Source organism: Pseudidiomarina homiensis, assembly GCF_003987225.1.
GTDB classification, from domain to species: domain Bacteria; phylum Pseudomonadota; class Gammaproteobacteria; order Enterobacterales; family Alteromonadaceae; genus Pseudidiomarina; species Pseudidiomarina homiensis.
On record NZ_PIPX01000001.1, the window covers coordinates 989,340 to 1,007,665 of the forward strand.

The 18,326-nt window shown below is 50.2% G+C and carries 16 protein-coding genes and 4 tRNA genes; 2 read left to right on the forward strand and 18 right to left on the reverse strand.

Translation table 11 applies throughout. From position 1 onward, the window contains the following. Positions 1-27: 27 nt before the first annotated feature. The 6 genes from tig to CWI70_RS04835 form a co-directional block, all read right to left on the reverse strand. The gene (tig, locus tag CWI70_RS04810) at positions 28-1,329 is read right to left on the reverse strand and encodes a trigger factor (protein WP_126771033.1); all 1,302 of its coding nucleotides are present in this window, start codon (positions 1,327-1,329) and stop codon (positions 28-30) included. Between the two features lie 133 nt (positions 1,330-1,462). After that, complete coding sequence (locus CWI70_RS04815; protein ID WP_157980865.1) at positions 1,463-2,557, reverse strand: GGDEF domain-containing protein; 1,095 nt, start codon at positions 2,555-2,557, stop codon at positions 1,463-1,465. 125 nt (positions 2,558-2,682) lie between these two features. Further along, positions 2,683-2,759: transfer RNA gene (locus tag CWI70_RS04820), tRNA-Pro, on the reverse strand. A gap of 4 nt (positions 2,760-2,763) precedes the next feature. After that, positions 2,764-2,839 (reverse strand) — tRNA-His (locus CWI70_RS04825). A 51-nt stretch (positions 2,840-2,890) separates the two neighbouring features. Continuing rightward, positions 2,891-2,967: transfer RNA gene (locus CWI70_RS04830), tRNA-Arg, on the reverse strand. A 23-nt stretch (positions 2,968-2,990) separates the two neighbouring features. After that, positions 2,991-3,067, reverse strand: a tRNA-Pro gene (locus tag CWI70_RS04835). Positions 3,068-3,308: 241 nt separating this feature from the next. Between CWI70_RS04835 and folD the strand changes: the two genes are divergently transcribed. Beyond that, entirely contained in the window at positions 3,309-4,184 is an 876-nt protein-coding gene (gene folD / locus CWI70_RS04840; protein WP_126771036.1) for a bifunctional methylenetetrahydrofolate dehydrogenase/methenyltetrahydrofolate cyclohydrolase FolD, read from the forward strand. Here the strand turns inward: folD and CWI70_RS04845 are convergent. The 11 genes from CWI70_RS04845 to topA all read right to left on the reverse strand — a co-directional run bounded on the left by CWI70_RS04845 (position 4,181) and on the right by topA (position 15,098). Next, on the reverse strand, positions 4,181-4,897 hold the full coding sequence (locus CWI70_RS04845; protein ID WP_126771038.1) for a TadE/TadG family type IV pilus assembly protein: 717 nt from the start codon (positions 4,895-4,897) through the stop codon (positions 4,181-4,183). The two genes, folD and CWI70_RS04845, sit on opposite strands and share 4 nt — an antisense overlap. Continuing rightward, positions 4,861-5,583 (reverse strand): hypothetical protein, encoded by a 723-nt coding sequence (locus tag CWI70_RS04850; RefSeq protein ID WP_126771040.1) that lies wholly within the window; start codon positions 5,581-5,583, stop codon positions 4,861-4,863. The genes CWI70_RS04845 and CWI70_RS04850 overlap by 37 nt, the downstream gene beginning before the upstream one ends. Further along, positions 5,583-5,828, reverse strand: coding sequence for a hypothetical protein (locus CWI70_RS04855; RefSeq protein ID WP_126771042.1), 246 nt, complete (start codon positions 5,826-5,828; stop codon positions 5,583-5,585). The genes CWI70_RS04850 and CWI70_RS04855 overlap by 1 nt, the downstream gene beginning before the upstream one ends. 16 nt (positions 5,829-5,844) lie before the next feature. Further along, on the reverse strand, positions 5,845-6,300 hold the full coding sequence (locus CWI70_RS04860) for a type II secretion system protein (protein WP_241967821.1): 456 nt from the start codon (positions 6,298-6,300) through the stop codon (positions 5,845-5,847). A gap of 32 nt (positions 6,301-6,332) precedes the next feature. Further along, positions 6,333-7,394 carry a type II secretion system F family protein gene (locus tag CWI70_RS04865; RefSeq protein WP_198677647.1) on the reverse strand — a complete coding sequence of 354 codons (1,062 nt, stop codon included), beginning with the start codon at positions 7,392-7,394 and terminating at the stop codon, positions 6,333-6,335. Then, a complete protein-coding gene (locus CWI70_RS04870) occupies positions 7,358-8,785 on the reverse strand; it encodes a GspE/PulE family protein (protein WP_126771046.1) in 1,428 nt (475 codons plus the stop codon). The genes CWI70_RS04865 and CWI70_RS04870 overlap by 37 nt, the downstream gene beginning before the upstream one ends. Further along, positions 8,785-9,222, reverse strand: a complete 438-nt coding sequence (locus CWI70_RS04875) for a hypothetical protein (protein ID WP_126771048.1) — start codon at positions 9,220-9,222, stop codon at positions 8,785-8,787. The genes CWI70_RS04870 and CWI70_RS04875 overlap by 1 nt, the downstream gene beginning before the upstream one ends. After that, positions 9,222-10,427 (reverse strand): hypothetical protein, encoded by a 1,206-nt coding sequence (locus CWI70_RS04880; protein WP_126771049.1) that lies wholly within the window; start codon positions 10,425-10,427, stop codon positions 9,222-9,224. The genes CWI70_RS04875 and CWI70_RS04880 overlap by 1 nt, the downstream gene beginning before the upstream one ends. After that, positions 10,427-11,914: a hypothetical protein gene (locus tag CWI70_RS04885; protein WP_157980866.1), complete on the reverse strand. Its 1,488-nt coding sequence runs from the start codon at positions 11,912-11,914 to the stop codon at positions 10,427-10,429. Before CWI70_RS04885 ends, CWI70_RS04880 begins: the two co-directional genes overlap by 1 nt. Next, positions 11,914-12,357, reverse strand: coding sequence for a hypothetical protein (locus CWI70_RS04890; protein WP_126771053.1), 444 nt, complete (start codon positions 12,355-12,357; stop codon positions 11,914-11,916). The genes CWI70_RS04885 and CWI70_RS04890 overlap by 1 nt, the downstream gene beginning before the upstream one ends. A 107-nt stretch (positions 12,358-12,464) precedes the next feature. Then, complete coding sequence (topA, locus tag CWI70_RS04895; RefSeq protein ID WP_126771055.1) at positions 12,465-15,098, reverse strand: type I DNA topoisomerase; 2,634 nt, start codon at positions 15,096-15,098, stop codon at positions 12,465-12,467. Between the two features lie 236 nt (positions 15,099-15,334). Here topA and astB point away from each other — a divergent pair, with 236 nt between their 5' ends. Further along, positions 15,335-16,681: an N-succinylarginine dihydrolase gene (gene astB, locus CWI70_RS04900; RefSeq protein WP_241967822.1), complete on the forward strand. Its 1,347-nt coding sequence runs from the start codon at positions 15,335-15,337 to the stop codon at positions 16,679-16,681. A gap of 121 nt (positions 16,682-16,802) precedes the next feature. On the opposite strand, the gene purF is transcribed toward astB, so the two are convergent. Beyond that, positions 16,803-18,323 carry an amidophosphoribosyltransferase gene (gene purF / locus CWI70_RS04905; RefSeq protein WP_126771057.1) on the reverse strand — a complete coding sequence of 507 codons (1,521 nt, stop codon included), beginning with the start codon at positions 18,321-18,323 and terminating at the stop codon, positions 16,803-16,805. Positions 18,324-18,326 lie beyond the last annotated feature (3 nt).

Sequence of the window (18,326 nt, forward strand, 5' to 3'; positions counted from 1 at the left end):
AACGCTTAGGTCGCGGAATCAACGAACTTACTTCTGTTTCGGGTTCATCAACTCGTCGAAGCTGGTCTTTTTCGCCGAAACTTTAGCTTTACCAAGAACGAAGTCAATTGCTTGATCTTCAAGTGCTACATTGCGCACTTGTTGCATCAATTCCTGGTTGCCTTTGTAATAGGCCACAACTTCTTCTGGATCTTCGTAAGCTGACGCATTGTTAGCGATGATTTCGTCAACTTTTGCATCGTCGACTTTAATGTCATTGCCACGAATAACTTCACCCAACAACAAGCCAATTTTTACACGTTCTTTCGCTTGTTCTTCAAACAAGTTAGCTGGTAACTCAGGCATTTGTTGAGCGTTATTACCGAAACGCTGCATCGCTTGACGACGCAAAACGTCAATCTCTTGCTTAACCATCGCTGACGGTGTTTCTACGTCATTGTGTTCAACCAAGCCTTTCAATACTTGCTCTTTCACTTTGCTTTGTACGGTGTTCTTCAGTTCGCGTTCCATATTTTTACGAACTTCAGCTTTAAGTGCGTCAATGCCGCCCTCTTTCACACCAAACAACGCAACAAATTCGTCATCGACTTCTGGTAAAACTTGTTCTTCAACTTTCTTAGCGACGATATCGAATTCAGCTTCTTTCCCTTTCAGGTTTTCAGCGTGATAGTCTTCTGGGAAGGTGACTTTAATGGTCTTTTCTTCGCCAGTTTTCATACCGATAATTTCGTCTTCGAAACCTGGGATCATGCGACCCTGACCAAGTTCTAAAGCGAAGTCTTGCGCTTTGCCGCCATCAAATTCTTCGCCATCGATGCGACCAGTGAAATCGATCGTGATACGCTCACCTTTCTTCGACTTACGCTTCACTTCTTTCCAGCTCGCGTGCTGCTTACGCAACGTGTCGAGCATATCGTCGACATCTTTTTCAGTGACGGTCACGTCAGGCTTTTCGATTTCGATTTTATCCAAACCTTGTACTTCAACTTCTGGATAAACTTCGAAGGTTGCAACGAACTCAAGGTCCTTACCTTCTTCATTGATTTTAGGCTCGATGGAAGGAGGGCCTGCAGGATTCATTTTTTCCTGCATGATTGCTTCGAAATATTTGCTCTGCATCAGTTCTTGTGCAGCGCGAGCACGAGCTTCTTTGCCGAATAATTTTTGCAATACATTCGGTGGTACCTTGCCTTTACGGAAACCGTTAATGCGACGGTTACGGTACTCGTTCTTCAACAGCTCTTTGACTTTTTCGTCGATGGTTGCCGCTGGCACAGTAATGGTGGCGCGGCGCTCTAATCCTTGGGTTGTCTCTACAGAAACCTGCATTGCTTTCTTACCTCGGCTTCACTATTGGCCTTGAGCCCACCACGATTGGGGCCCTTGAAAATGACGCCGCATTATAGCGAAGGGAGGCGAGAGAGTCGAGTAGTGCAGGTTATCTTTTTGTCGAAGTTAGCCACTAACTCGCGATTTCGAAACGATCACGGCCATTATGTTTCGCGCGGTACACGGCGTTATCAACCTTCCGCATCACATCATCAGGCGTACTCGTGGCCGTCGGAATAAAGGTGTAAATTCCGACACTTATGGTCAATTGAGCTGCACCCTCACAGGAGCTAATGCGCGCCAGTAAGGTTTCTGCGCGTTGTTGTGCTTCGGCCTCGGTTAACAATGGACAAATCGCTAAAAATTCATCGCCGCCGAAGCGACCAATCGTTTCACCACTGCGCTGCAAGGTGTGCTTCAGCTCTTGCGCAACACAGCGTAACGCCGCATCACCGACCATGTGCCCATGTTGATCGTTCAGTTGCTTAAAGTGGTCAATGTCAATCATCATCACGGTGAGGACTTGCTGTTTACGCTGTAACCGGCTGAGTTCGCTACTTAATGCGGCATCGAGCCCGCGCCTATTTTTCAGTTCGGTCAGCCCATCTTCATGTGCCAGTTGCGCTAACCTTGTATTGGCTGCCCGCAATTCCGCTTCCATCTGTTGTAGCTGGGCTTCGGTGCGGTGGCGCGCCAACGTGTTGGTGATCATGTCCGCCACCAAGCGCATTTGCCGCACATCTTCATCACTCCAGTCGCACTGTCGATGCACAAGATCACAACCAACAAAGCCAATGAGGCGTCCCTCCAAATACATGCCTACCGCCATCATTGACTGAATATTTTCGCGCACCAATTCAGCCTTAAACCCCCCCGCTTCATCAGGCAGCTGTGCTGTATCATTTACCAAGATCAGGCCGTTCGCCTTCATTTCGCGAAAGAACCACGGCATTGCCGAGGCCGGAACGCCTTGCAGGTCGTCTTTGTGGGCGGTAATACCGTCATTAACCCACTCATGCGTATTAGACATCTCGTTGTAGTCATTAGAAAACAAGAAGACGTAACAGCGATCCTTACGATCGTTGCTACCTAATGCCGCAAGAGCATTCTCGATATGTTGAGCAGACTCAGCGGGTGATGCGTTGATCAGGCTGGTACTAATTTGCGAAATAAGATACGCAAACTGCGCGGTCGAATGTGTTGTTATTGTAGTTGATTCGGTCGTCATGCGTAATGAACTCGTCATTTTTATTAACGAAACTTTAGCAATATGCGCTAGTTCAGACAGAATTTCAACTTAAGTGGGCGCTAAAATATGGAACAGAAAGGTTTATTTTTTTGAGAGGGAGATAATGGTCGGCGAGACTGGATTCGAACCAGCGACCCCTTGGACCCAAACCAAGTGCGCTACCAAGCTGCGCTACTCGCCGTAAATGGGGTGGCTGATGGGACTTGAACCCACGACAACCGGAATCACAATCCGGGGCTCTACCAACTGAGCTACAGCCACCACTACTTACTTTGACTTACTTCAACGTGCTTTGTCATGCCAGGGCTAAAATGGCGCACCCGGCAGGATTCGAACCTGCGACCGACGGCTTAGAAGGCCGTTGCTCTATCCAGCTGAGCTACGGGCGCATGGTACTAACGCTTGCTTAGAATGGTCGGCGAGACTGGATTCGAACCAGCGACCCCTTGGACCCAAACCAAGTGCGCTACCAAGCTGCGCTACTCGCCGACATCTAAGTAAACCCGTGCAGGACGCGGCCTGACAACGGGGGCGAATAATACCCACTCGGCTAGGCAGCGTCAAACATTTTTTTGCCCAAATTCACTGACTGACGATTTTTAAAACAATTCGCTGCTTAATTATACGTACCTTCATGAATTATCCCTAATCTTAACTACAATCAGCAGCGGAAACATGCAAAAATACACCACCAAATTGACCTTCACATTCTATTTATTTGGGGAATCCAATGACAGCGCAACTTATCGACGGCAAACATGTCGCCCAACAGGTTCGTGAACAAGTTAAACAACGCGTCGCTGAACGTGTACAACAAGGACTTCGCGCGCCAGGTCTAGCGGTCATTTTGGTAGGTGAAGATCCCGCCTCTGAGGTTTACGTCGGCAGCAAGCGACGCGCCTGTGACGAAGTTGGGTTCACATCGAAATCGTATGACTTACCCGCCTCGACCACACAAAGCGAGTTGCTCGCTCTGATTGATAAGTTAAACAATGATCCAACTGTCGATGGCATTTTGGTACAGCTCCCTCTCCCCGAAGGCCTTGATGCACAAGAGCTGCTCGAACGCATTAACCCCTTTAAAGATGTCGACGGCTTTCACCCCTTTAATATGGGGCGCTTAGCGCAACGTAATCCAGCGTTGCGCCCCTGTACACCGCGCGGCGTCATCACCCTTATCGACTCGATTGGTGTCGACTTGCATGGTTTACATGCGGTTGTCGTAGGAGCTTCTAATATTGTCGGTCGACCTATGAGCCTCGAACTCTTGCTCGGTGGCGCTACCACAACCGTCTGTCATCGCTTCACCAAAGACCTGCAACACCATGTTGAACGCGCAGATGTGCTGGTGGTCGCGGTGGGCAAGCCAAACTTTATTCCTGGTGCTTGGGTAAAGCCTGGTGCGATAGTCATTGATGTCGGTATTAACCGTGGAAGTGATGGTAAGTTAGTTGGCGATATCGAGTTTGCCCCCGCAGCCGAGCGGGCAAGCTATATCACACCAGTACCTGGCGGTGTTGGCCCAATGACCGTTGCCACGCTCATGCAAAATACCCTACAAGCCTGTGATACTTGGCACTCACCGCAGCGAGCCGAGACTAACTAAGGCACACGATAGCCACTCAATAACGGGTAGGCAACCTTATGCTCTAACGCCCAAAGAGGTTGCCCACTAAGCATTTGGCGTGAGTGGCAAAACTGTTGCGCAGCTGACGCATTCGCATTTTTCAGTGCGGCAAGCAGCGCTGCTGCGAGCGGTACCTGCAACCGCAAACACCACCACACTTCAATTTCTAACGTCCGCTCAGCTTGCCATTGCTCAGCATCAGCCGCCTCTGCTAAACGCAAACTGGCATGATCAACAGCTAACTCCTTTACCCACTGTTCCGACGCAAGATCATAACGTTGCTCAGCATGTTCCTGGAGAACTTGAGCAGTCGGCCGCAGAATTTGTAATTTCCCAGCCCACTGGAAACGCGCCCATTGCCGTGCAGTTGCTGCCAATTGTGCCTGCCAGCGTTCAGTTGTCGACGGCGGTAATGCTACGAACCACTGAGGTACAAGACTCGCCATGCCAACAATAAATGTTCTCTCCATCACAGCACGCTGACCATGGTTGATGGTGCCTGCACGTGCACTGTAGTTGGTTGCGGTTTGCACTGTGGCATGTGCCAAGGCAATCCATAACAGCTGCGTGACTAAAAGTGTTGTGACGAGAAGAATCGGGAATACGATTAAACTTTCGACCAGCGCTTGCCCCCTCTGCTTGGTGGTAGGCAAGCTCACTGGCATCCACCATTTGCCAAACATAGCTGCCATTGTTCATGCAATTGCTGCACACGATTCGCCAGTAGCACAACATCATGACTACCAAGCGTGGCATTGCTTGCTAGCAGGTCAGTGACACTCGCGCTTGCAGCCTGTACCTGATTAAATGTTGCTTGATCTATGAGTGCCGAGGTTGTGACCACCCGCTCAGCAATCACGTTGCCCGCATTATCAAGTGCATGTCCGTTCATATTCAGGTCAACTTCCATTTGGTTGTACTCTGGTGCTGTGACGTCGACCGTGCGATGCAAATAGCGCTTATGGAGTGCCAGCTGAACCGGCTCAAATACATGCAGGGTCAGTTCATTAGTGGAGTTAACGTGTGCTCCTGGAACCTGCTCACTTGTACGCTGGGCAACGGCAAGATCGGTCGCTGGTAAGGCTAAACGCAGCATATTGGCGCTCAGTTGCAATCGCCATTCACCTGGCCACGGTTGCCAAACGGCGGCGATATAGCCTTTGCTAATCAGTTCGTTCAAACTTGTCGGTGGACGACGTTCCTGTAACCAGAAGTACTCAATGGCCTTTAGCATTTGCTGTGCCACTGGCAAATCATTCACCGCCAGCGCGTTTCTGTTCTGTTGCGTGAGCCAATGTTGACTAAATAACAGCAACGCTGAAAGTAAACTTAAGGCAATCACTAACTCGATTAATATGAGTCCCCGCCGCTTCTGCATTAGTCGCCCTCCTGCAACTCAATGAACAAACGATGCTCGTTACGTAACCATTCTGTGTTGCGCTCAATTATGTTGATGCGCGCTTCTTGGCGTCGTTCTTGCTGCGTGTTGATGTAAATCTCTTGACGTTGTACAAAAATGATAACGAGCAATGCGAAGCTGCCTAGCACCGCCAATGCAATAACCCACTCGGCAAGCAGAAATCCGCGCATTAGGCTTGGTCGCACCGCAGTTCCACACTGCATCGTTATCACCTTTTGGTTATCCTTGGAAGCGCAGTGTCAGAGTACCCGCACTGTATGTGCTATCCACGGTGTATTCGGTGAAATCTCGTGCGAGGCGCGCTCCTTCACCGTCCTGACCAATGCCTGACACCGTGACAACATAACGACTGCTATCCGATACATCAGCGTCAACATTGATACTTCCACCCCATGGATTGATACTGGTGCCATCCCCCCAACTTTCAGGAATCGCTGCAATCGCCGACATCGACGCCATACTAATGCCAGTAAAATCGCCATTGCGCGGACGCCAAAGCTGTACGCCAGACTGAATGGTCACAATTTGGTTCTTGGCGTCACTCACTCGCGCATTGCCAACGGCCCAATCGCGAACCACCAATGTCCCCACAGTTGCTAACGCAATAATCGCTAGTACTGTAAGCACCTCAATAAAGGTGAAGCCCTGCATTCGACGCGACATTTTCATAGTCATAATTCACTTTCCTTGTTTAAGTTTTCCTAACACTAACGAACGTGTTGTTGAGTTACTGCCATAAGCATCGCTCCCATACCGCCAACGGTAATAAGCAGTAGCCATAGAATGAGCCCATAACAGCAGAGTTGCATGGTCACTCGTAAGCGTTGCAAAGCCGTCGCTGCATCTGCGGCGGCGTAATTCGCAACGCGTTGCAAGGTTCCATGTTCGGTTGCATTTCGACTACCGTTACTGAGTCGAAATAACATTCGTGGTGACAACAAGCCACAATCTAAAATCGTCGCCAGCAAGCGCTCTCCGTTAGCGAGTTTTTGCCGGATGTTCGGAAGTATCGGTGCCAGCGCACCCGTACCAAACTCCTGCATCGCTTCCAGAGCTCGATCGAGCCGAACACCGGCGCGTAGGAGAACGGTTAACGTTTGCAGCAACAAGACACCATCGAAATAGCGGCGTATCACAAAAGCGTTGTGTTGCGCCAGCCAACGCCAAAACACATAACGAAAGTCAATAAGCGGGTAAGGTCCCCAGCACCAGATCAAAATAGCAGCTAAAGCCATCCCTATCGCGAACAACCAAACACCTTCGGCAATACTCATAAGGTGCAGACTTAGTAGTGGCCAACTTATTTCGGCAAGGCCCGCTGTGAGCTTCGGCAAAACCTGAGTACCTACTGCATAGCAAGCGAACATGCTTACGAGGAGCATGATGAACGGGTAAATAAGCGGTCGCCAGAATGCTTGCAGGGCCGCACGGCGCTGTTGCTCAAACTGGCGCTGCGCAGCCACGAGCTGTTCCAACAGACCACTTCGTTCGCCAACGCTAACCAGCATGCATAGATCTTGCGCAAACCATTTACGCATGGCTGTCGCCATAGGTTGTCCGCGATAAATAGCCGCCTGTAAATCGGTGACAGCTTGTTGCTCACGAAACATTTTTTGTTGTGCCGCATGGTGCTGAAGTTCACGACAAGCTTGTGCGACCGTTAGCCCATCGCCGAGGGCTAAGGCAATATCTTCAAGGAGCGCTAGCTGCTGTGCGCGGCGCAAAGGCTTGCTTAGCCGCAGCGACTTGAATGACTTTCCATCTGGCATTCCTTTGCCTCCTGTAATTGCTGATCGAGCGGTTTCCATCCGTGGCTGATAAGCTCCGCTCGATAATCATCCAACGTATTGCTGCGTAGTGCGCGCCGTAACCCGTCATTCACATCAAGATACTCACCAACAAATTGCCGTTTGCCAGCTTTTGTCCCCTGACATTTCGGGCAGGCTGTTCGGTCGTCTGGCACCCAATTTGCGCAATGCTGACAATCTTGTTTGAGCAACCTCTGTGCTAGGACGCCTCGAATAACGCCAGGTTGAGCAAGCATCTCATAAGCTAACCCTAAATCATGCAAGCGTTGTAACACCCCAAAGCAATCATGAGCATGCACGGTTGCGGTCACAAGATGTCCTGTCAAAGCCGCGGTATAGGCTGCTTGTGCGGTCTTACTATCACGAATTTCACTAATTGAGATCACATCTGGGTCTTCGCGCAAAGCAACTTTAACCATGTTGGCGAAATTTAATTCTGCGTGGTCTGCAATAACTGGTTTTTGCTCGATATGTGGCTGAATAATTTCAATGGGGTCCTCGAGCGAAATGATTTTATGATCAGGTGGGATCATTAAGTTTAACGCTGCTAAGGTCGTTGTTTTTCCCTGTCCAGTAGGTCCGGCGATCAGCAACATGCCACGAGGCTGTTCCAACAACAGATGTAATTGCGCAATGAGATCCGCAGCAACACCAAGATCTTGCAAACGCAGAATCTGTTGACGTTCGATTTGTACGCGCATGGTTACTGCGAAACCATTCCGAGTCGGCGATTTCTGCACGCGCAAACGAATACGTTGTGGCTCACCGTGCAGCGCCACGACCACATTAATGCTGGCACTCGATAACCGCTGTTCGTCAAATAATTCATGAAAGTCATCTGAACTGGTATTCAGTGCAGCTGCGATCGCCGCGACTAAAATTTCGCGCGGACGCTCAAGGTGGCCAACCAAGCGACCGTGCACTCGGAATGCTAAGCTCGCATGCCGTGCGTCGAACACCAAATGAATATCCGATGCTTCCAACACTAATGCTTGGGTCACCAAATCTTCCAAAGCTTGCTGGGCTCTCGTACGATCAAAAGTCGGCTCGTCATGTTGGCGCAAGCGTTGTGTCCGCGTCGCTTCTGCATCATGTAAAAACCTACGAATTTCCCGTGCATCACCAAGTAGTTGCTGGCGAAAAGCCTGACGAGCTTGCAACTCCTCCTGCAAACGCAAGAGCGCAATCGAGTCGCGCCGCCACGAATCACGACTGGCAATTAAATAACCCTCAGTGGTCACTACCACCGCGGTTCCTTCTTCGCTAGCAGTTTCAGTCAACCCCACGCATTCTTGTAAATAAAACTCATCAGCAATTGCAGCTTGCCATTCAGTATCAGTAATGTAGCGCATTAGCGAACCTCCGTGAGTGCTATATCGCGCCGCCACTGTCCTTGCACGAGTGTCAACTGATGCCCTTGGCGAACGAGTTTAAGGCCATTTGGCCCTGGTAGCTCAACGCTTACGAAGTACGGCCGGCTATCACCCTGTAACCATACTCGTAACTGCGTATCCACTCCGACGACACCCAGTAGCTTTAACGTATTCAGGGGATTCTCAGTCGCTGTGACATGCGCCGCAGGCTGCGGATCAACCTCGGCGATTTGCGCTGCGAGCTGCGCAACTTGTAGTTGATGTTGCAGTTTGCGTACTTCTGCCGCCGCCTTCAACTCGGCCAACTCCTCAATACGCAAAGCGCTGACACTCGCCAATTGCTGCTCCAGCTCACGCCCTGAAGTAGCGTCTACCACAGGGGTCGAAAATAAAAGTAATGCAAGTGGATAAACCATTATGATGCTCCTTCCATGGAAATGACCTGTGGTGCATACAGGTGAACCTCTAGTTCCGACCGCAATCGCGGCCCGGCTTGCAAGTTCATTTTCACGATTCGCAAGTGCGGATGATTAAGCAATTGACTCAATCGCGCGAGTTCAGCAAAGTCTGTCTGCAAAAACTTAAGAACAAATACACTTTGGCGATACTGCGCTGTCGCCAGCGCTTGTCCCTGTTTTACTTCAAGAGTGGGGAAATAACGCTTAAGTCGCCTCTGCCAATCAGCTGTATCGAGGCCAGTGACACTAAAGCCTGCTTTCTGGCGTGCAAATGGTACTGTCGGCCACGCGTATTTTGCCGCAGCTTGCTGCCTTTGCGGCAGTACTTGCCACGCGGCATCAAGCTGATGCGGCAGTTCCTCGGGACGACCATACGTTGCCCGTAGCGACACATGTAACTCCTGACCGCGCAACTCAGCTGAATGCCATTGCCACCCAGCAAGGTGGTTCATACCATGAAAAAGGTTTGGTAATTCTTGCAAAACCTTGGGCACAACCCCTTTCGGATCTGGCAGTGCTTGCTGAACCTTAACTTGCTCGTTCACTTGCACAGGTTGTTCCGGCCATAGATACCACCCCAAAGCGGCGGCAACCGTTAGGGTCAACAATACGGCTATAAATAGACGTTGTCGTTGCTGCCACGTTGTCGGTAAGGCGATATCACGTAACTTGGTTCGTTTGTCGTGTGGTAGGTCGCCAATATCCACCTGATTCGTGTGCAATTGCCATTGCGCTAAGTGGGCAAGGCAATAATCATGTAAGTGTTGTGGAACAGAGCTCGCCAGCAACAATGCTGAATGACGTCTCGTTTTACCCGTAAGCCGTTCGAGAAGTAGTTGTATGTGAGCGAGCCCGGTTTCATTGGCCGTGCAAGCAACACAATGCTGCAGCAGCGCATTCGTCCACACCACTACAACAAACTGCTCTCGCCATACAGCTAGGTATATACCTTGTACGACGTTTCGGTAGTGACGACGTACGGTTGCCGCAAGGTCATACATCGGCGTTACTTCGCGGCTACACACCAGCCAATAACGCTTTCCAATACGACTAATATTGTAAGTTTGCATGCCACGCTCGCGTGCGACTGCCAGCGCCTTAGTAATAGCACTTGCAGAGCGCTCTTGCTGCCGCCAACCATTAATAGCCCACACCGCTGTCATCAACCGTTTCCTCTGGTCACAATGGTCGGCGTTAACAAGACCAAGGTTTCGCTATGCCGCTGCTGCTCAAGTTGTTGGCCACCGAGCATAATACTTAGCCAACTTTGTTGCGCCTGAAGCTGAGACCGCTGATTACGCAAACCAGACAAGAGTAATGTTTGTCCATCAGCAACCGCGGCTTGCATAAAAAATTGCTTACGGTTGGTATGCGGCGTTTGAATCAACTGGTCGCCTGACCGCACTTCATCAATGCGTTGCAGATCGGAAAGTTCAGTTGATAACTGGAGAATAACTTCGCCTTCGCGAATACTAGGTAATAAATAAAGCTCGAACCCCGTTGTTACGACTCCCGGTTGCAATGTTGTCGTAGCTCCCACATTCACTGTGCTTGTGGTTCCAGCCGAGGCTAAATAAGTCGCATTATCCTGTAAGGCAATTTTAGCTATTTGATTGTTTAAACTTACTACTCTTGGTTGGTTATTGATTGTCACCAAGCCTTGCTGCTCAAGTGCTTGAATAAAGAGTTCAGAACCTGCGGCACGTCCACTTTGACGCTGCCAGAACAATTGCCCACCAAGGGCATCGGCAAGTGCGCCACCACCCGCACCTAAACCTAGAACCGCATTACCACCGGCCGTTTGCGTTAATGCCTGCCAATCGATGCCAAGTTGTTGCTCATCATTAAAATTAACTTCAATGATCTGCACTTCAATGGCGACCTGACGGGTAAGCCTCTCGTTTTGTTGCCGCAGATAACTCGCAACCGCTTGCACATGATAAGGCGTGTCACGCACCACCACCGACGTTGAACTCTGATTTAAGCTCACAACACCGTGCTCGGATACCAATAATTTTAGGGTGCGCGCCAAATCATCCCAGACACTTAGACGTTCGTTACGAAAGTTACTGTATTGCTCACTCGATCGTTGCGGAGTACCACCTGAGGGCATCCCTTGCCCGTCATTAGCGACTTGCCTCGTCGTATCTTTATTCCCCATAAAATATTCGCTAGCACCGGCAATAAACGCCACGTCAAATTCCATCGTTTGCCAGCGGCTCCAACGCAACTGTTGATCATCGTACTCAACATGCCAGTTCAAGTGATTGGCAATAGCCTTGATCAAGTCCCCGCGGTACCCTTTGAAAACTAACGAAACCTCTTGTTCAGCTAAGTTGGGATCGGCAAACGCAAAGGTTACGTACTGGTCAGTGAATACCGATGCAAGTAGGCTATCAAGCGGCATTGCGTTGACCTCGACCTGCACTTCTTGGCTATACCAGACGGGCTCTTGTTGCAGTGTTTCGTCGAGCGCTGGCACGAAAAAGTCATCGGCGTATTGAACTGTCTCTGCCGCAACGGCGGCTGGATAGCGCAACTTGGCAAGCTCAGCCAACGCCCTCGACTTGCGCTCTTCGAGGTCATGGGTGTTAGGTGTTTGGCATGCTCCAAGCAGCAACACCACACTGATCAGCGCGTATCTGGTCATCATTGCACCTGAGCGGTTGGCGCTACCACAGCCATGTGATTAGCGTACAAAGTGAGTTGCAGTTGATACGGTTGCAGGATTTTGGTGAGTGCGCGCTGCCAATCGTCGGCCGCAAACTCAAAGTGAGTCGACCAACGATAATGTGGTGATGCGCGCCAATCGATGTATTCAACATCGAAACCTTGCTTAATCAAGCTTTCGACTTGTGGTTTAAGTAAGCCGGGTTGCAAACGCGCGGTAATGGCTTGCGCGGCAGCTGCTTCTGTAACTGCGGCGCGCTGCGGCTTAAAAGGTTCAGCTGCGAAGGAAAAGCTCGGGCAGGTCGAGGCTGCTACGGGGGAGTCAATTTGACTGTAACTTGACGTGCACCAGATCGCGAGCGGTAATGCCAAGTAGGGCAAAATTCTACGGATAACTTGAGAAAAATAAACGCCTTGGCCCATGTAGTGACCTCCATGTCAGATTGCACCGTTGTTCCGTCACGGTGTCCTCTAACTGTAGTCACTGCCCTCACCCGCCGCAAGCGGGTAAGAGCGGATTCTAGCGAGCGTTATTTCTTACGCTTTTTAGTTTCTTTGACCTGCCATTTACCATCGCGATAGTAAGCCTGCCACCCCGTTGGCTTACCATCGGCTTCGGTAATAACATACTGCTCTTTTTGTTTGCGGCTGTAGCGAACGATCGCTTCATTACCGTCATCATCCTCGGTCGGCGCTTCGGTTAAATAATGAAACTTCTTCGGAATACGATCCTTAAAACGTTGCAACTCCGCAACTTTTACCGCACGTGTTTCACGTGACTTTGGAAACGTATTCGCCGACATAAACACACCAGACGCACCATCGCGCAGCACAAAATACGCATCAGAGTTCTCACATGGTAATTCTGGGAATGGCACAGGATCTTCCTTCGGTGGCGCTGGTTGACCATTTTTCAGGAGTTTTCGTGTGTTCTTACAGTCATCATTGGTGCAATCAAAGTATTTACCAAAGCGCCCCGTTTTCAGCTGCATGTCACTACCACAGCGATCACATTCAAGCACTGGCCCATCATAACCTTTGATGCGGAACTCACCATACTCGACCAATTGCCCGGGACAAGCAGGATTGTTACCACAAACATGTAATTTGCGCTCTTTATCAATCAAGTAGCTGTCCATCGCGGTACCGCACTCCGGACAACGTTTTTTCGCCCGCAACGCTTCCGTTTCCGCTTCGTCGTCATCACTCACTTTGACAGCTTCTTCGCCAGGCAACAGATTCAGCGTTTGGGTGCAACGTTCCTTGGCTGGCAGCTCATAACCAGAACAACCTAGAAATACGCCGGTCGATGCTGTGCGTATGCCCATTTTGCGGCCACACTTCGGACAATCGATATCGGTCAGAACCATCTCATTGCCACGCATACCGCCAGCCTCCGGCGGTAGCTCGGCTTTCTCAAGTTTCTTCGAAAACTCGTCGTAAAAAGCATCTAAAGTTTGTTTCCAATCACGCTTCCCTTCCGCAATGTCATCGAGCGCCTGCTCCATTTCGGCGGTAAAATTGTAATTCAATAAGCGCGAGAAATTTTCGACTAAACGATCATTGACGATTTCACCCATTTTTTCGGCATAAAAACGACGGTTCTCAACTCGCACGTAGCCACGATCCTGAATGGTCGATATAATCGAAGCATAAGTCGACGGGCGGCCTATGCCGCGCTTTTCTAACTCTTTTACCAATGACGCTTCGCTGAAACGTGCCGGCGGCTTGGTAAAGTGCTGTTGCGGATCCAATGCCTGTAAATTCAAGACATCGCCTTTCTTTACATCCGGCAACGTCGCGTCATCCGCATTTTTGGAGCCCGCAGGCGGTTGCACTTTCGTCCAACCGGCAAAGCGCATAACCCGACCTCTGGCCTTCAATTCATAATCCCCCGCGCCCACGGTCAAAGTGGTGGAGTCGTAGCGGGCTGGTGTCATCTGGCAAGCGACGAATTGTCGCCAAATGAGCTCATAGAGACGCTGAGCATCGCGCTCCATATCACGCAACTGTTCCGACTTAACACTGACACTCGAGGGACGAATTGCCTCGTGCGCTTCTTGCGCATTTTGCTTGGCGCCATACACATTCGGCTTTTCGGGCAAGTAGTCTTTACCGTACTGCTTACCAATGAAGTCGCGACATGTTGCCACTGCTTCCTTACTCAAGTTGGTCGAGTCGGTACGCATGTACGTGATGTGACCCGCTTCATACAGACGCTGCGCCAACATCATGGTTTTCTTCACACCATAACCGAGTCGCGTGCTCGCTGCTTGTTGCAGAGTTGAGGTGATAAACGGTGCCGATGGTCGGCTGCTCGTTGGTTTATCTTCACGGTCGATAACTTTGTAGTCCGCCGTCTTGAGTGCAGCAACAGCCTTATCTGCGGCGGCTTTATCACCAGCCTTGAACGTTTTTCCAAGGTACTTCGCTAACTGCATGCGCAATTCTTGTTTCTGCGCAGTGCTTAGGTCAGCATAAATATCCCAGTATTCTTCCGGTACAAATGCTTTAATCTCGCGTTCGCGTTCAACCACCAAGCGTACCGCAACCGACTGAACTCGCCCTGCCGACAAGCCTCTGGCAATTTTTTTCCAAAGCAATGGTGAAACCATAAAGCCCACCACCCGATCAAGAAAGCGGCGGGTTTGTTGGGCGTTCACGCGGTCAAGGTTAAGGTGTGCAGGCTGCGAAAACGCATCTTGAATCGCATTCTTGGTGATCTCGTTAAAGACCACCCGACGAAAGCGTTCGTCGTCGCCACCAATAAGCTCGCGTAGGTGCCAAGCAATGGCTTCCCCCTCGCGGTCCAAATCCGTTGCGAGATAGACGGCATCGGCTTTCTTCGCTAGCTTTTGTAGCTCGCTGACAACCTTTTCTTTGCCGGGTAAAACTTCGTAATGTGCTTCCCAGCCGTGCTCGGGATCTACCCCCATCCGGGCGACAAGCTTCTTGAACTCGCGCGCCTGTCGATAGGCTTCTTTTTGTTCCGGCGACATCTTGCGCACTTCAGCTGGTGACTTTTTCGCCACCTCCGCAGTGCTGCGCGTAGGTAGGTCACGTACGTGGCCGACACTCGATTTCACGACGAAATCGTTGCCTAAATATTTATTTATGGTCTTAGCCTTGGCCGGCGACTCGACAATTACTAGCGATTTTGCCATGCGTCCTTCGTGTCCTAATAAGATGGGATCTTTTTTTAGATATATCGCTTCTGTTCACAGTAAACAACCATGCGAAGCAAATTTAATAAAAATTCGTTGATTACTTATAGCTATGCAAGCGCTCCTCGGATCACCTTGTAAGACGCGGACTTACGCCACTTCAGGGCTTACACAAGAGGCCCGTTGTGGGTATAATAGCCGCCAATCACTTGCTTGCAACTGCAATGGAGGAATTCGTGAGCACTCAACATTTTGAAGTGAACTTCGACGGTCTGGTTGGCCCTACGCACAATTACGCGGGTCTATCCTTTGGTAATGTCGCGTCACTATCCAACGCTAAAGCCGTTTCCAGCCCTCGCTCCGCAGCCAAGCAAGGCCTTGCTAAAATGAAGGCCCTACACGATATGGGAATGGTTCAAGGCGTCTTTGCACCGCATGAGCGCCCTGACATTGCCACCTTGCGCCGTCTTGGTTTCACTGGCAACGATGGCGAAGTTCTCTACAAAGCCGCCACCGAAGCGCCGCAAATTTATCAGGCTGTGTGCTCCGCTTCAAGTATGTGGACGGCAAATGCAGCAACGGTATCGCCGGGCGCAGACACTGCGAATGGGAAAGTCCACTTTACCCCCGCTAACTTGACCAATAAATTCCACCGTTCATTGGAGCCGATGACCAGCGGCCGTATTTTACAAGCTATGTTCAATAACTCACGTTATTTTGAACATCATCTGCACTTACCTGACAACGAGCATTTTGGTGATGAGGGTGCGGCGAACCATACGCGATTGTGTAGCAACTATGGCCACGCCGGTGTCGAGATCTTTACCTTCGGACGTTATGCATTTGACAGTAGTAAGCCGGCACCAACGAAGTTCCCTGCACGGCAAACCTTTGAAGCGTCGCAAGCGATTGCGCGTTTGCATGGCCTGAGTGACGAAAATACAGTCTATATTCAGCAGAATCCGGATGTTATCGATCAGGGTGTATTCCACAATGACGTCATCGCGGTAGGTAACCAGAATGTCTTGTTCTACCACGAGCAAGCCTTCTTGGATACCGAAGCGAAACTTGCTGAAATTCAGCAGAAATTCGGCGCTGAGCCGGTACACTTTATTTGTGTTAAAACCAGCGAAGTCTCTGTGGAAGATGCGGTACAAACTTATTTGTTTAATACGCAGTTGCTGACCATGCCAGATGGCAGCATGGCCATCATCGCGCCAACCGAGTGCGAAGAAAATCCGCGCGTGAAGGCTTATTTGGAAGATTTAGTGCAGCGTAATACACCTATCAAGAAAGTGCACTTCTTTGACGTTAAACAGAGCATGCGTAATGGCGGTGGTCCGGCTTGTCTGCGCCTAAGGGTTGCTATGAATGATGATGAGCTTGCTGCAGTCAATCCAGCCGTGATCATGAACGATGGACTCTTTACTCGCCTTAATGAGTGGGTAGATAAGCATTATCGCGAAGAATTGAGTGTGGATGACCTGCGTGACCCACAGTTGCTGAACGAGTCGCGCGGCGCACTCGACGAGCTGACGCAAATCCTGAAATTAGGCTCGGTTTACCCGTTCCAACTGGTATAAAAAAAGCCCGCTTCGGCGGGCTTTTTGTTTGTTCATGGTAGCCCGTGGTTCTACCACGGATCCAACTGCGCATTTCAACCATGCTCGTTCAATTCGATATTTCCCGTGGTAGAACCACGGGCTACTCGTCGTCGCTTTCGTTGTGCAACTCAAGATTGGCATCTTCCTCGCCATCGCCACCGTGACGCGCGACATCATTGCGTGCGGCGTCGAGACGATCAAGATAACTTTGATTGATGTCGCCGGTGATGTACTCGCCACTGAATACCGAAGTTTCGAACTGCTGAATGGAGGGGTTTTCTTCTTTTACCGCAGCGATCAAATCTTCAAGATCTTGATAGATTAAACCATCCGCTTTAATCAATGCATTAATCTCGTCAGCTTCACGGCCATGGCCAATCAATTCGTTCGCACTTGGCATGTCAATACCGTAAACGTTCGGGAAGCGAATCTCGGGCGCTGCAGAGGCAAAATAGACCTTCTTCGCACCAGCTTCACGAGCCATTTCGATAATTTGCTCTGACGTGGTACCCCGTACAATGGAGTCATCCACCAACAAGACATTTTTGCCGCGGAACTCAGCACCAATGGCATTCAGCTTCCGTCGCACTGACTTACGACGTTGCGTCTGACCCGGCATAATAAACGTACGACCAATATAACGATTTTTCACGAAGCCTTGACGGTAAGGTAAGTCGAGGACATTCGCCATTTCTAGCGCAATATCGCAACTGGTTTCAGGGATGGGGATCACCACATCAATATCAAGATGAGCATAGTCTTGCTTGATTTTCTCGCCGAGCTTACGTCCCATATTCACCCGTGAGGCATAGACTGAAATTTTGTCAATAAACGAGTCTGGACGGGCAAAATAAACGTATTCAAAAATACACGGACAGTGTTGTGGATTATCCGCACATTGACGTGAGAACAGCTCGCCATCTTCGGTAATATAAACCGCTTCACCTGGCTCAATATCACGCTCGTACTTGAAGCCGGTTCCGTCAATGGCAACACTTTCTGAGGCGACAATGTACTCGTTACCATTTGGTGTTTCGCGCTTGCCTAACACTAACGGGCGAATGCCCCATGGGTCGCGAAACGCCACAATACCGAAGCCGATAATCATAGCTACCACCGCATAGGCGCCACGGATTTGCCGATGAACACGACTTACCGTTGCAAAAACATCATCTGCTGTAAGCTCGAGGCTCTGTTGCTGATAGAGCTCATGGGCAAAAATGTTCAACAGAATTTCTGAGTCAGAGGTCGTGTTGATGTGGCGACGTGCTTTGGTGAATAACTGATCTTGGATCTCTTGGGCATTCGTAAGATTACCATTATGCGCCATGGCGATACCGAACGGTGAATTCACGTAAAACGGCTGTGCCTCGGCAGAGCTTGAGCTTCCCGCGGTCGGATAGCGAACGTGTCCGATCCCCACGCGACCGGCCAAACGATGCATGTGGCGTGTATGAAACACATCACGTACGAGGCCGTTCGCTTTACGCAAGCGCAACGTATTGTTGTGCACCGTCATGATGCCTGCGGCGTCCTGCCCGCGATGCTGCAGCATGGTTAAGCTGTCATACAACGCTTGATTGACCGGATCTTTACCTACTATACCGACGATTCCACACATGCT